This window comes from Microbulbifer maximicatervae (SeqCode) (assembly GCF_052467065.1).
Genome location: NZ_CP174299.1, coordinates 4,554,428 through 4,568,391, shown reverse-complemented (window position 1 = coordinate 4,568,391; position 13,964 = coordinate 4,554,428). Strand labels below are relative to the sequence as shown.

The 13,964-nt window shown below is 44.8% G+C and carries 15 protein-coding genes; 6 read left to right on the top strand and 9 right to left on the bottom strand.

Features of this window, described 5'->3' with window-relative positions; translation table 11 throughout:
* The first annotated feature begins 250 nt into the window (after positions 1–250).
* The 3 genes from ACJJI1_RS20210 to ACJJI1_RS20200 all read left to right on the top strand — a co-directional run bounded on the left by ACJJI1_RS20210 (position 251) and on the right by ACJJI1_RS20200 (position 3,708).
* Entirely contained in the window at positions 251–1,444 is a 1,194-nt protein-coding gene (locus ACJJI1_RS20210; RefSeq protein ID WP_444957803.1) for a DUF3592 domain-containing protein, read from the top strand.
* Positions 1,445–1,727: 283 nt separating this feature from the next.
* A complete protein-coding gene (locus ACJJI1_RS20205) occupies positions 1,728–2,099 on the top strand; it encodes a BlaI/MecI/CopY family transcriptional regulator (RefSeq protein WP_413662093.1) in 372 nt (123 codons plus the stop codon).
* Positions 2,092–3,708: a M56 family metallopeptidase gene (locus tag ACJJI1_RS20200; protein ID WP_444957802.1), complete on the top strand. Its 1,617-nt coding sequence runs from the start codon at positions 2,092–2,094 to the stop codon at positions 3,706–3,708. Before ACJJI1_RS20205 ends, ACJJI1_RS20200 begins: the two co-directional genes overlap by 8 nt.
* A gap of 126 nt (positions 3,709–3,834) precedes the next feature.
* Here ACJJI1_RS20200 and fghA read toward each other — a convergent pair whose 3' ends face one another.
* The gene (gene fghA / locus ACJJI1_RS20195; protein WP_444957801.1) at positions 3,835–4,686 is read right to left on the bottom strand and encodes an S-formylglutathione hydrolase; all 852 of its coding nucleotides are present in this window, start codon (positions 4,684–4,686) and stop codon (positions 3,835–3,837) included.
* 56 nt (positions 4,687–4,742) lie between these two features.
* The gene (locus ACJJI1_RS20190) at positions 4,743–5,873 is read right to left on the bottom strand and encodes an S-(hydroxymethyl)glutathione dehydrogenase/class III alcohol dehydrogenase (RefSeq protein WP_444957800.1); all 1,131 of its coding nucleotides are present in this window, start codon (positions 5,871–5,873) and stop codon (positions 4,743–4,745) included.
* Between the two features lie 140 nt (positions 5,874–6,013).
* Here ACJJI1_RS20190 and ACJJI1_RS20185 point away from each other — a divergent pair, with 140 nt between their 5' ends.
* Positions 6,014–6,883: a LysR substrate-binding domain-containing protein gene (locus ACJJI1_RS20185; RefSeq protein ID WP_444957799.1), complete on the top strand. Its 870-nt coding sequence runs from the start codon at positions 6,014–6,016 to the stop codon at positions 6,881–6,883.
* A gap of 43 nt (positions 6,884–6,926) precedes the next feature.
* Here the strand turns inward: ACJJI1_RS20185 and ACJJI1_RS20180 are convergent, their stop codons facing one another.
* Positions 6,927–7,727, bottom strand: coding sequence for an alpha/beta hydrolase (locus tag ACJJI1_RS20180; protein ID WP_444897431.1), 801 nt, complete (start codon positions 7,725–7,727; stop codon positions 6,927–6,929).
* Positions 7,728–7,755: 28 nt separating this feature from the next.
* On the bottom strand, positions 7,756–8,058 hold the full coding sequence (locus tag ACJJI1_RS20175) for a putative quinol monooxygenase (protein ID WP_444908198.1): 303 nt from the start codon (positions 8,056–8,058) through the stop codon (positions 7,756–7,758).
* Between the two features lie 108 nt (positions 8,059–8,166).
* Here ACJJI1_RS20175 and ACJJI1_RS20170 point away from each other — a divergent pair, with 108 nt between their 5' ends.
* Both ACJJI1_RS20170 and ACJJI1_RS20165 read left to right on the top strand, forming a co-directional pair.
* A complete protein-coding gene (locus tag ACJJI1_RS20170; RefSeq protein WP_444957798.1) occupies positions 8,167–9,165 on the top strand; it encodes a GlxA family transcriptional regulator in 999 nt (332 codons plus the stop codon).
* 127 nt (positions 9,166–9,292) lie between these two features.
* The gene (locus ACJJI1_RS20165; protein WP_444957797.1) at positions 9,293–9,913 is read left to right on the top strand and encodes a hypothetical protein; all 621 of its coding nucleotides are present in this window, start codon (positions 9,293–9,295) and stop codon (positions 9,911–9,913) included.
* Between the two features lie 269 nt (positions 9,914–10,182).
* On the opposite strand, the gene ACJJI1_RS20160 is transcribed toward ACJJI1_RS20165, so the two are convergent.
* The 5 genes from ACJJI1_RS20160 to ACJJI1_RS20140 all read right to left on the bottom strand — a co-directional run bounded on the left by ACJJI1_RS20160 (position 10,183) and on the right by ACJJI1_RS20140 (position 13,920).
* Positions 10,183–10,752, bottom strand: a complete 570-nt coding sequence (locus ACJJI1_RS20160; protein ID WP_444957796.1) for a DJ-1 family glyoxalase III — start codon at positions 10,750–10,752, stop codon at positions 10,183–10,185.
* A gap of 301 nt (positions 10,753–11,053) precedes the next feature.
* Positions 11,054–11,320, bottom strand: coding sequence for a hypothetical protein (locus ACJJI1_RS20155; protein ID WP_444957795.1), 267 nt, complete (start codon positions 11,318–11,320; stop codon positions 11,054–11,056).
* A gap of 106 nt (positions 11,321–11,426) precedes the next feature.
* Positions 11,427–12,311: a homocysteine S-methyltransferase family protein gene (locus ACJJI1_RS20150; protein ID WP_444957794.1), complete on the bottom strand. Its 885-nt coding sequence runs from the start codon at positions 12,309–12,311 to the stop codon at positions 11,427–11,429.
* A gap of 507 nt (positions 12,312–12,818) precedes the next feature.
* Entirely contained in the window at positions 12,819–13,280 is a 462-nt protein-coding gene (locus ACJJI1_RS20145; protein WP_444957793.1) for a hypothetical protein, read from the bottom strand.
* A gap of 265 nt (positions 13,281–13,545) precedes the next feature.
* On the bottom strand, positions 13,546–13,920 hold the full coding sequence (locus tag ACJJI1_RS20140) for a hypothetical protein (RefSeq protein WP_444957792.1): 375 nt from the start codon (positions 13,918–13,920) through the stop codon (positions 13,546–13,548).
* Positions 13,921–13,964 lie beyond the last annotated feature (44 nt).

Sequence of the window (13,964 nt, the reverse complement as noted above, 5' to 3'; positions counted from 1 at the left end):
CTAAGAATTTTTTAAATTGAGATGTTACTCACAGGGAAAAGCGATAAGTTAGACCTCATATCTGACATGCCTCGATTGTGATACTATACAGCAATTATTTTGAATATAATAATTAATCCGCTGTTTATGTTTAGACTCAGCCTTTATTATTTTGTTAATTATTTCGCTATTTTTTAAGTTTCTTTTACGGACTAGATAAATTGAGTTGACGGCCTCCAGTAGTGATTGAAGTTGTTTTAGGTGTTTTTTCATGGATGACCGGATAAAAAATAAAGCTAAGATATCACCGAAGTCTTTATTATATTTTATTACTTATCAAACTCTATGTTGCGCCTGTTTATATCTATGGGCGCTTTCACCAATAGTTGACAAAGTTAGGATGTCAACCTGGCTTCCAATGGATGCTCAACTTCTTGATATAGATTTAGAGGTTTATCAGGATGGGCACAGTACCTATCGCCAGGTTGTTGCCAGTTATGAGTATTATATAAACGGTAAAACCTACTGGGGCAATCGAGTTGATATTCATTCAGAGTCTGATGATTCTGCAGGAGGTTACTACCATGAAATCATGTATGACACACTTCAGAAGTATAAGAGGCAGAAAGGCACGTTTAGTGGCTGGTATAACCCAAATGATCCCTATGACTCAGTATTGGATAGAGGATTGCGATGGTCAGAGATTATTGTTCCAGGATCAGTGTGCTTTGTCTTTATTCTTATCGGAGTAGTTGTTCTTAGAATAGATACTCTTCAGGAGCAAAGGCAGAGTCCTAAGTTAATTGAGAGAAAGCCATGGCTGGCAAAAAATAAGTGGAGTTCTGAAGGTATATTATCTGAAACCAGAGTAATCCTTAAAAAACAACTGTGGGGCGGAGTATTAGTATTCTTGCTTGGGTTGATCTTTATTTTTATAGGGTTGACGTTTCTATCGAACTGGAATTCTGACGGGCTAATAGCTTTGATATTAGGTGTTGTCAGTTGCTTATTTATAATTGTGCCAATCATTAATTGGTCTAGATATAAGGCAATTGGAAGGGTGCCTATTGTTATGCGGCCATTTCCTGGCCGTATAGGAGGTAAGGTTTCCGGGTATATTCAATTTCCTCCACTACTAGCGCTAACCGATAAATCTATTCGTGTCAAATTAAAGCAGTTCGCGTGTGTAACAGAGGGGAGGGGAAAAGATGCTAGAAAACGTGAGTATGTGAATTGGGAAAAAATGATACAGGGTAATCTAAAGGCTACTGCTGTGGGGAATAGGGTCTATTTTAGTTTTGATATCCCAGAGGGCTTACCTGAATCTAGTACCAGTGTTTATTGTGGGGATAGAGAATATTGGTACCTAAATGTCAGCGGGGAAATCCGTGGCGATTACTTTGAAAGGGAATATGAGCTTCCAGTTTTCAAATTAGCGTCCTCTGAACACGGTGCAACTAATTAGAGGGAATAAAGCGACACCAGAGCGCCGTTACTATCAATGGCTAGATACATCAAGGGGTGCAAACTCAATATTTTTATATGACCTCACACCTATTTGGCCCCAATGTAGAAATTTACCTTTGTTGTCCTTAGGCAGTTATTAGGATAATCATTTCGCTTAATAGAAAGTTAAGTTTAACTTTGTGTGATCTTTGGGAATTATTTTCAAAAGATCGCTTTACAGGGTTTGGGTACTTGGATTACATTTGTAGTCACCGGACTACAAATGTAATCAAGGAGCGTAAATGGAGATTACCGATGCTGAGTTCGAAGTTATGGAGGCGATGTGGCAAGGGGCGCCTGCTACGGCGCGTGAGCTATATCAGAGGTTGCATTCGCGCAAGTCATGGCAAGAGAAAACGGTTAGGTCTTTAATCAGCCGTTTAGTTAAGAAAGGCGCCCTTTCTTTTGAAAAAGCAGATAGAGGTTATTTGTATTCACCTTGCATTGAGAGGGGGGAGTATCAGTTAAAGCAAGGTCGGAGTATTCTGGACCGCTTGTTTGAAGGGCGGGTATCTCTTTTCTTTTCTGGATTTGCCTCCAGTGGTGAACTTAAACGAGATGATATTGAGGAATTAAAGGAGTTAATTAGAAACTGGGAGCAGGAAAATGAGTAGCTGGGTGTTTCAGCAGCAACTTTTTTTCTCATTTCTTGCAATTCTAGTGTTACTCAGTGATCAGCTTCTTAGTAAACGTCTTGGTTCTGTTTTTGTATATAAGCTGTATTTGCTGATCCCAGTATGCTTAGTGTTAGCCAATTTGGCAGCCTCTGATACTTTTAATTTAGAGTTCGAGCAAGCGGCACCAACAATTCAAGCCGTCAGCAATGGTTATAGTAATGTCACTGACTCTGTATCTGAGGTGTTGAGCCCGGTATCTGAAACTCGCTCGGTTGATTGGATAGGCGTTGTTTGGTGGTCTGGATTTGTATTTCTCTTGTCAATACTGGCTATGAGTTTTCTGAAAGTTAGTCTTTTACCCTTGGCGCCACGCTCAGGCTTTTCTTTTGAAGAAAATTATAGAGAAAAATTCTACACATCCAGGAATATATCAAGCCCTATCTTGATTGGTTTTGTTTCACCGAAAATAGTGCTGCCTGAGAACTATGATCAAATTTACAGTAATAGGCAGTTGTCATTAATTTTTTCACACGAGGAGGTGCATGCAAAAAGATACGATAACTTATGGAATTTGTTAGCTTTAATTGTGGTTATTACATTTTGGATAAATCCGCTGGCATGGGTTGTGCTATATAGATTTCGCTTATCTCAAGAGTGTTCATGTGACGAAATTGTGCTTACGAGTGCAGTAAAATCTGACCGTTTGGAATATGCCAAAACTATGGTGATAACCAATGAGTTGAAGACTGATTTTGGTATTCTTCAGTCACATTATGGAGATAAAAGAACAATGATTACAAGGATTGAAAGAATGAAGAACAAGTTTATACCTTCTAAAATACTCAATATTACAACTAAGGGATTTTGTCTGTTGGTCGGGTGCTTGTCGATAGTCTGGGGGCAAGCTGTGGCGGGAGAGAAATCAAGGTTGCAGAACTTGGGAACCTTTTCCTCTGTATATCTCCAGCCCCCGCGTCAAGCATTCTTCGCGGGAGTACAGGGGGAAGTGTTACTACAATTTAATGTAGCCGAGGATGGGGAAGTTTCGAATATTAAAGCTTTGCAAGTTGTTACTTCCGGGGGATTTGAGGATCAGTTTGTTGAAGATGCAACCTTCCTCGTTAAGAATGTAGCATTCCAGACAAATGGTAAACTTGTCGAAGATGTTAAATACATTGTTCGCTATCATTATGCCGGCGTCGGTACATCTGCTGAGGCTCGTGATGAAGCCCTAAAGAAGATGCCGAAAAGAAATATAAAGTTACTTCCTTACTCTATTCCTGACTCCGAGGCAACGCATAGTTTTAATATTGATCAGTCTTTATATGTGATTAAATCCCATTTTCCCCGCTACCCTTCTAAGGAGTTGGAAATGATGGGCGTGAGTGCGGAAGCCACCGTGGAGTTTGATGTTAATTCCAGTGGAATTCCATTTAATGCCCGGGTCATTGACTTGGAAGTTCAGGACCAATACAGAGATTTATTTATGGAGGAAGCTCAGCAGGCCTCTGAGCTCTATGTCTTCAGAAATCAAACATCTTCAACTGTTGGAGGAGTTAGAGTAAAGCTCAAGTGGCAGCCCTCAATTCAGATTGTGCAGAGGTAGTGTTTGTCACTTTGTGGTTTGATAGCGAAACCTAAATGTTTATCTGCAGATGGGCCCATTGTGGCCCACTTGTAGTTTGATTTCTCCTCCAGCCAACCGCAATAGTTTTCTTGAGGGCATCAACTATTATCCCTTGAGTGCTTGATTGAAAAAGCCTCCATGAAACCGAAGATGTTCCTCAATAAAGCTGGCGATAAAGTAATAGCTGTGGTCATAACCGGAATGACGGCGAAGTTGGAGCGGGTAGTTGCTTGCTTTGGCAGCTTCTTCGAGCGTCTCGGGTTTCAGCTGTTCAACAAGAAAGCTATCGGCTTCCCCTTGATCCACCAACATCGGCACAGGCTTGTCGGCATTTTTGAGCAGTTCGCTGCTATCGTAGTCTCGCCAACTATCCCGATCTTTGCCCAAATAGGTTTCAAAGGCTTTTTGTCCCCACGGACACTGAGAAGGATTGCTGATGGGGCTGAAGGCTGATGCGGAAACATAACTTGCTGGATTGCGTAGGGCGATCATCAGTGCACCATGGCCCCCCATTGAATGTCCTGCAATGGCGCGCTGTGTTGTCACAGGGAAGGTGGTCTCGATAAGTGCTGGCAGTTCTTCCACCACATAATCATACATGTGGTAGTGGCGACTCCAGGGCGCTTGGGTGGCGTTGATATAAAATCCAGCACCTTGCCCCAGATCATAGGCTTCATCATCGGCAACAGATTCTCCACGGGGACTGGTGTCGGGAGCAACGATGGCTATCCCTAGTTCGGAGGCAATCCGCTGGGCTCCTGCCTTTTGCATAAAATTCTCATCGGTACAGGTCAGACCTGACAGCCAGTAGAGCACCGGAACCTTGTGCATTTGTGAAGCTTGCGGTGGCAAATAAATAGCAAAACGCATTTTGCAGTTAAGTGACTGAGAGTCGTGAAGGTATTGCTTGTGCCAGCCGCCAAAACTCCGGTTGGCACTGATATTTTCAATAGACATGATGGATAGCCCTAATTGGACCACCTCCAAGGGATGGCCCAATTGATCATTGCTGGTTATTGATCGAAGTGAATGACGGTGCGGATACTTTCGCCTTTATGTAACAGATCGAAAGATTTATTGATGTCATCCAGGCTCATGGTGTGGGTGATAAAGTCGTTGAGCTGGAATTCGCCATTCAGATAGCGCTCTACGTAGTCTGGTAATTCGGAGCGTCCTTTAACGCCGCCGAATGCGGACCCGCGCCAAACTCGGCCTGTTACCAGCTGGAACGGACGGGTGGAGATCTCCTGGCCGGCACCAGCTACACCGATAATGACCGATTCACCCCAGCCCTTGTGGCAGCACTCCAGAGCGGAGCGCATCACATTGACGTTGCCGATGCATTCGAAGGAGTAATCCACACCGCCCTCGGTGAGTTCGACAATGACTTCTTGAATTGGCTTATCGTAGTTGTTGGGGTTGATGCAGTCCGTCGCCCCCAGTTTGCGGGCTAATTCAAACTTGCTTTCATTGATATCGATGGCAATGATTCGCGAGGCCTTTGCCATGGCAGCTCCGATAATCGCCGAAAGGCCAATGCCCCCAAGGCCAAAAATCGCAACAGTATCGCCTTCTTGAACTTTGGCGGTGTTCATCACAGCGCCCATACCAGTAGTGACACCACAACCCAGCAGGCAGACTTCCTCTAAAGGTGCAGCCGGATTTACTTTTGCCAGTGAAATCTCTGGCAGTACGGTGTACTCCGAAAATGTAGAGCAGCCCATATAGTGATAGATGGGCTTGCCATCTTTATAGAAGCGTGTGGTGCCGTCAGGCATCAGGCCTTGGCCCTGAGTTTCACGGATCTTTTGGCAGAGGTTCGTCTTGCCGGACTTGCAGAATTTACACTCGCCACATTCTGGGGTGTATAGGGGGATAACATGATCACCCGCTTTGACACTGGTAACCCCTTCACCGACCTGCACGACAATACCGCCACCTTCATGGCCCAAAATACAGGGGAATTTGCCCTCCGGGTCGTCGCCAGACAAGGTGAAAGCATCGGTGTGACACACTCCCGATGCAATGACCTTGATCAATACTTCACCAGCCTTTGGCAGCATGACATCCACTTCTTCGACCGATAACGGTTGCCCAGGCCCCCAAGCGATAGCGGCCTTCGACTTGAAAAATTGTTCAGACATAAGATTACTCGCTGTTAAATCATGTCATTCAGGGCCTGGTGTTGGTTGGCCTCGCTGTGACGACTGGGGAGCCATTATATTGATTGCAGAATTGATTATAATTGGGTGTTTTTGAAACTTACTTTTACATATTTGCAATAATGAAAGACTGGGAAGGCATTACGGAGTTCGTTTATGTTGCTGAAAGCGAGAGCTTTACCCTCGCAGCGCAGCGGCTGGCTATTTCTACTGCTAAGGTCAGTCGCCAGGTCAGTGCTTTGGAGAGCCGTTTGAATGTCAAACTGCTATATCGAACCACGCGTAAGGTGTCACTGACACAGGAAGGTACGCTTTTTTACCAGCATTGCCGGGGGGTGCTCGATGGGCTGGAGGCGGCGGAACGAGCAGTAACTCAATTACAGAGCCACCCACAGGGCAAAATCAAACTGACGGCACCGGTCACTTATGCTGAAAAGAAGGTTGCACCTCTGATCAATAATTTTGTGATTCAAAACCCCAAGATTGAGGTCAATGCCTATTTCACCAATCGCCAGGTTGACCTTATAGATGAGGGTTACGATATCGCCATACGCCTGGGTAAGTTGCAGGACTCAACCTTGATGGCAAGAAAGTTGGCGGACCGGCGAATTCATCTGTGCGCCTCACCGGATTATCTTGAAGAGCACGGGACCCCACACTCGTTGTCGGAATTGAACAGGCACAACTGCCTGTTGGGTACACTGGATTACTGGCGATTCAGTACCAGGGAAGGAGAAAAAAACCTTAGGGTCAAAGGTAGCCTTCGCTACAACAACGGTGGGGCGCTTTTAGATGCTGCGCTTAAAGGCCTGGGGGTTGTGCAGTTGCCAGATTATTACGTCGAGCAATATATCGCTGAAGGAAAATTAATCACCCTCTTAAGTGATCTCGAAGATAGGGATGAAGGGGTATACGCAGTTTACCCCGGAAATCGATATATCGCGCCGAAAGTCAGGCTGCTGATTGATTATCTAGCCGAGTATCTCACCTGAGAAAAGGGAGGAGGCAGATTAAGGGTTTGGTGTAGTAAAGGGTTCACAGTGATTTATTGCTAGTGGAGGTGGTTTTTTGAAATTGTTGGCTTACCCACGTGCTGCAGAATTCCGCAATCCGCTTCCATTTTGGCTCCAGCATTAAATAGTGACCATAACCTTCTGCCCGGTAAAAGGTGGTATTTTTACCTTGCCGCTCCGCGATTAACTGTGCTGTGGAAGGGGGAATTGCCAGGTCATCGGTTCCCGAAACTATTAAAGTGGGGCAATTGATTTTTTGATAGTCAATCCTGGTTGTTTTATTGCTGTCAAAAATCCAGAAGAACAATTCAAATAGGACTTGCCCAGATTCAGGACCCAATCGATCGAAGACCTTGTGCTGGTTGTCTGGATTAAGTTTATTCAACCCGAATTTCGCCATTGTCGCGAAATCCGGTAACAGGACATCATTCCAAAATTCACCCGCAGCCATAAACAACTTGCCCAGCGCACGCTCTTCTTCTGTGGTGGGCAGTATTCCCCAGTTCACGCTTCCGTTAAGCAATACGATTGCCCGTGCCAAATCCATAGTTGCCAATTTTTGTGCAATAACACCGCCCAGGGAGTGGCCGACTACAACAGGTTTTTGATTTAAAGATTGTACAAATGCCCGGATGTCATCAACGTAGTCGGCAATACTCAGTCCTTTAAGGTGTTGCTGATTTTGTTCTGACTTTAGATCTTCATGGTAGCGGTAGCTTGGGCTGTGACAATAGAATCCTTCCTCTTCAAAATGCTGGTGGAAGTTCTCCATTGTCCAGGGGCCGGCATTGGTTCCGTGGATAAAGACGATAGGGGTATCCAAAGCCAGCTCCCGGTTTTTCAAGGCTTCCTTAGACTTTAGATGCGAGGATATCCGCAGTCATAATTTGTGGTTCTGATGCGAGCAGTTCATCCGCTTTGCCAAGCAATGCTGCAGCGATCTTGCCGTTAAGGTGTGCAGTTAAGCCGTCTTCATCGCTAAACGTGTCGAAAATAGCAAATCGCGTAGCGTTGATTTGTACGGCATACCAGCTCAGGGTTCCTTGCTCTTCCACAGCGAGCGGTTGGGCTGAGGTGAGCAGCGCCTTTACCTCATCAGCCTTATCCGCTTTGGCGTCGATCAGTGCCACGATGGCCAGCTTAGCTTCAGTCATTGTTTTCTCTCACGTTGTTTGGTGATGAGTATCCTAGGGGAAGCTCAGGCTTGACTATCAGTGTCCAAAAAGACAATGATCAGACAAAATTCGCCACTTTGAGGATTTATGGCCCAGATAGTCATCTTATCTATGCCAGGAGTTTTGCCGTCGGCTCTTGCTGGCGTTCAAGATATGTTTGCCCTGGGTGGCCTCCGCTTATCTGAAAGCCAGCACTCCCTGGACCCTGCCTATCAACAATCCTGGTCCCCCGAAATCATAGTCGCCAGTGCTGATGGCGCCGACATTGTAGACGGGCAGGGCAGGCACTTTGCTGTAGGCTATGGGGTATCACAAATATCCAGTTGCGATGCCGTGATAGTCCCCGGATTTATGCCCAACCAGTTTGGTGTGCCTTCTGAAAAGTTACTGGACCAGCCGACTTGCGAATGGTTGCGAACCCAATATAGGCGCGGGGCAATTATCGCGGGTTCTTGTAGTGGCGTTTTGGCGCTGGGTGAAGCGGGTTTGCTAAATGGACGACAATGCACAACCACCTGGTGGTTACACAATGAGTTGAAATCCCGCTTTAGCAATGCCTGCCCGCTATGGGCCAGTGGGTTATTAGTAGATCAAAATATTGTGACAGCGGGTGGCCCTTTATCTTGGGTGGATGTGACTCTACAAGTGATCAAGATGCTAGCTGGCGATGAAGTCGCTACCAAAGTTGCTGATCTCGCCGTTGTGGACTCCCCCCCGCGTTCGCAAACTTTGCATGTACCAAAAGGCTACCAGGTATCAAAAGATCAGTTTCTGGTGGAAGCTGAAAATGTGGTTCGTCAATATTTTGGTGAACAGTTAGGCAGCCAGTTGCTTGCAAAAGAACTGTCGATATCCGAGCGAACATTACACAGGCGGCTAAAACAGTTAACAGCGCAAGCACCCAAACAATTTATCGATAGCGTCCGTATGGAGTACGCTCGCAGCCTTTTACTAAACCCAGCCAATAAAGTTGCCAGTGTTGCGCAAGAATTAGGCTATTCCGATGATGCAGTATTCCGACGTGTATTTAAGTCGCATGTGGGGATGAGTCCCAGTCAATTTAGGCAGAAATACCAGAAAAGCTGATTTTCTTGTAAGCATGGTGGGTACTTTTGGCGATTACTGAAATGGACTCGGTTGAAATATAGAATCCCTTAAGATAAAAAATATTGGTCTGCTAGACTTTTATTGACGCAATAAAAATTGAGAAATTATGAGAGTTATTGTTTATATATTTTCTGTTCTCGTATCCATCTTTCCGATCGCAGGTATGGGTAAATCCCAGGGGGCGTCTGCTGGAAAAATCGAAAAAAGAATTGATGGCATTATAAATGTTCTGCGTGACCCTGATATAGAGCTTGAAGAAGCCTTAAGCACTCTTGTCAGTTTACGTTATTATCGAAGTCTTAATGATAAGCAGGTACAAGAATTAATAGAGGCGTTCGACTATAAGGGTGCGGAGGAAAACGGGTGGAATGAAGATTTAGTAAAGTCTCACGAAGTCAAGATACTCTTAGCTGAATTGATATGGAAAAAAGCCAGAGACCAGGATTATAAGTACCTAAATTATGTAAGATCAATGCTAGGCTCTAGTATAGAAATCCCAAGAGCTTATGCTGCTCTTAGCTTGGGGAAAATGAGGTCTACACAAGATATATGTCGTCTCAAAGAGATGGTTTTGGAAGATTCTGAAATGCCTGCGACAAAGGCGGGCCTTAGTTTAATTTCCATGCAGACTGCGTCTGCTGAAATGGAGCTAAAGTCGGCATTGTCAGTGGTGTGTACCAGGAACTATCCAAGGGACCTTAAGGTTTGCAGACCTTTGTCCGAGTAGATTCGAGCATTATCGGAGAAACGCAATACACCGGATCCAGGTCTTTTGCCTGACGGTGCTGAAAGCTGTGAATAAGATGAATGCAAAACGCTCAGTTACTTGCAATTTTTTACGCCTATCCAGTGTGATAGCATCACAATACTATAGGTATATTACGTTCAGATTAGTGGTATACCTTAATCAAGTCTTCTCCTCAGGCGATAGTGTTAAGGCAGTACCCGAGTATTTATTAGTTCTACAGAGTTAAACAAAGCAGGCATAAAGCTGGCTTATTTAGGCGGTAGATAAACATTCACTGTCTCCGCAATTGACTGTGATAGATCTTTCCCAAATAAGCAGGTGACGAGTTCAAAAGCGAACTCTATAGCGGTACCGGGCGATTGGCTGGTGACTAAATTCCGGTCGATCACTACTCTTTGATCACTGGTTTCCTTCACATATTGACTAAGTTCGCCGCGAAACGTCTTGTAACAAGTGGCCGTAAAATTGGTTATCAGCCCCTGCCGCCCAAGAACGATCACTGGAGCGGTACAAATTGCTCCTAGCCAGCGATCCGATTCAAGTTGTTCACGGATGAGCTTTATTAGGGGGGCTGAGCTATACATTCGCTCGGCACCTTCCTTGCCGCCTGGTAGGGCTATTAGATCCCACGTGGAGTCCAAGCAATCCTCTATGGAGTAGGGGGCTTCAATAACAAGATTGCGTAGGGTAGTTATACGTCTACTCGGCATAATCGATGCCAGTGCCAGCTCTGCATCCGTTCGGCTCAAAATGTCGTAGATGGCAATGGTTTCTATATCCTCGTTACCATCAGCGACGGGAATCAGTATTTTGGGCACGGTTGCAGCTCCAAACGATAGGGTTAACCTATTTATAGGCTTTCTGGGCTAATCCTACCTCTTTGAGCTGACCTACAACTTTGGTAAGTGAGCTAAGAGCCCCCCTGATATGTCGCACCAGATGCTCTTTCAACTTTGTGTTCTCAATGTTCTTAAGTGCTTGTACTGCCGCATTTTGCTTAATCACAACATAGGCGGTCATGTGCAGCACGTTGAACTTGCCAACATCTTTCCCGTTTAACGGACGATCGCCACCTTTAGGGCACCCACGATATCCTCGGGGTGGACCTTTTGCTTCTTATCACCATCGATTTGTAGGGTGGCAATCGGTGTCTGGAAAGGGGATGCTTAATTTGCTGGTCGGTGGCGTTGTATCTGGAGCGGATAGTGCGGCAGATTCACACGAAGCCGCTTGCTCAGCAGCGCAACCGCACTTAATAGCACGGCCGGTCCGGTTGGCATGTACTTCCGGACCTTTGGCGATATCCAGACCGCGAACTGTCACATCGGTGGCCACCAGAATTGAGGCGCTCAGGCAATTGTGAGCCTCAGTGTTGCTTCCTTTCACCTATTCATAATTCCAGCAGTCCAGCTAATGCCGTTTGCAATGATAGCCAATCCAAGAGAGTGGCTGCCCAGGGTAGTCGTAGGCGGAAAGACGCAGGCTAAATTTGTTAGTTGTGATTATTTATGATGTATTCCAGGTGTCTTGAATCAGTACCGCAGCAGCCGCCCAATATATTGAATCCGTGATTCTGATTTAAGTGGAGCATATGGTTGCCCCATTCGGATATGCTGTCGGAGTGCGTCGATTCGCTATTTTCTAGCTCATTGTGCGTTAGTGATGAAGCATTGGCTTGTATGCCGATTAGTCTGTCAGGTAATTGACTTGAAGCGTTTAGAAAAGAAGGATGAGAACAATTAATAAAGTACCCAGAAGGTTTAGGCGAAATCTGATGATCAATATGTGAAATTGCTTCTTGAATGGTATGGCCATCTAAAAGGCGACCATCTGAGCCAATGACAAAGCTAATAAAATATGGCTTAGAGTGCTTTGACATTAGAGATGCAATGCCAAGTGCCTCTGGTACAGCTGGTAGGGTTACTCCCATGAGGTAGTCAGCATTAGAGGTTCCGAGCTTATCAATTTGCCAACGATGATAAGAAATAGATTCTTTGTAAGTTAGGCCTTGTTCTGGTTTGTAGCAGTCATTTTTACAGCCGACTAGGCCTCCTACATATACATTTCCTTCTTTTGGCAAGATATTCGAAAGAAAATTAACAGCGTCTTCATTGATAGACGTAGGCGCCTTGGCTAGAGAAACTCTCTCTGAGCTGGCCCTCCATGTGGGAGTTGCAAGCAAAAGAGGGAGTTTTGCATCAATTGCAAGGTTTATGTATTCACTGTAGATTCGTTTAAGGCTTTCAGCACCAGTTTTGCTATAGATTAATTTAGCATGGTCGACATGGCTGCAAAGGCTTATATCTTTGTTACGCCTGACTCTTTCGAGTATGGCCGCTTCAGTAAGAATCAAATTTTCTGAAAGAATTCCTTGCATGATGCTCCTCAGTGTAAGTTGTCGGACGCCGAAGGCGCGAAGTGAATTGACTTGTTATGAATTACCGCGCACCTTGCTTTTTACTCCAGTTAGCTCCAAGGGTGCGAGATACATTTTCGAAGTTTTTAATATAACTGAAGTGACTAAAGGTGCCACCAAAAATGTCACCACTACAAAGCCAATTAGATTAAATCTTGCATCTTCTAGAAGCGTCAGAGCCGCTTGAAGTATCAAAAAATATAGGAAGCCCGCTCCAATAATCTGCACAAATTTGAACCAGCCACGAATCTTAAAGATAGTTACACAGTTCCGGCAGATAAAAGTTGTCGAGAACAATGGAATTTCCAGAGTCCTTCTCTTACACTCTGAGCAAGTTCGTTTAAGTACTCGTAATTTCAACGGATTCATAACGGTGGCAGCTTACCTTGTGCGCTCTTTTTGTAAAAAGTGTACAAGGTGAGCCGTCCCGCGAGGGGCCAAAGGCCCGTAGTAACCTGCTTGTATTTGTTAAGCATGGTTTTCCTCAATCATTCTACGGAGTGAATGGCTACCAGGCTCTTCACCCCACTCTTTGAGTAAAAAACTATTACATTTATCCCATTCAGCCTGTACACCTTGCACCGAAAACGACTGGTCTTGATAAGAGGCCGAACCGCCAAATTTACTAATAATGTTTGATGATAATTCTAACGCTAGCAACTGATCTGAGCTTGGACGAGTTGCCAATGGATAAAAAATATGAATTTCATCGAAGTTATCTTGCGCATCAACCTCACTGCCTTCTTTGAATAGGTGGAGGTACAAAACTGAATCCGATTGCCAAATTTCACTTGAATTTGCTTCAAAACTATAAACATCGTAATGAAGAGTAGCCCCTAGTTCACGAAGCAATCTATTGCCTTTTCCGGCTTCAATTGATTCAGGCAACTTAACAACTATTTTTTTTACTTCGTGCAATTCTCCCCACATAGGGCAATACCTCCTGGATGCTTAAAGTTATGAACAGGGCAACCGAAAAAGAGCGTAGATTGTCCAGCCTGGCCCCCAACTGAGCGATCTTGCCTGGCCTGGTTATACCTGGCGCTCTCTGAACGACCTGCTTGCTTTCTGCTAGCCAACGTTGGGTGGTAACTGTCCAATAATTTTACAGAGAAATACCATATTCCCCCCACCAATTAGCTCTCTCATTGGCACTCCGCAACGGGCTAGCGGAGTTGCAGGACCTGCTATTTACTTATTTTCCAGCCGAGTAAACAGAAATAAACCTGTATTTGTAAAGCTCCACTCCTTCAGAGGAACAGCTAACGTCTTGGGTTACTTTCTTCATATTTGCATTTTCTGACACACTTAACACTGAATATTGGGGGTTTGAGTATCCGTACCAAGTACATTTGAATTCATTTCCATTTGAAATGCATGAACTTTGACCTGTGATTTTAATTTCCTCTTGCGCAAAACAAACCCAGCCCATGTCATCTTTATTAATCCCACACATCAGTCCTGACTTGAAATTACTTATCTCAATCGCTTGAATAGGAATTGAGATAAAAGCAAGCAAAAAAGTAAATTCTTCATGATTCTTCTTGAAATATAATGCCCAGAGCAGCATAGCGCGTCCGAAGCCTCCCCCGGCGTTGCCAGGGGATAATCACT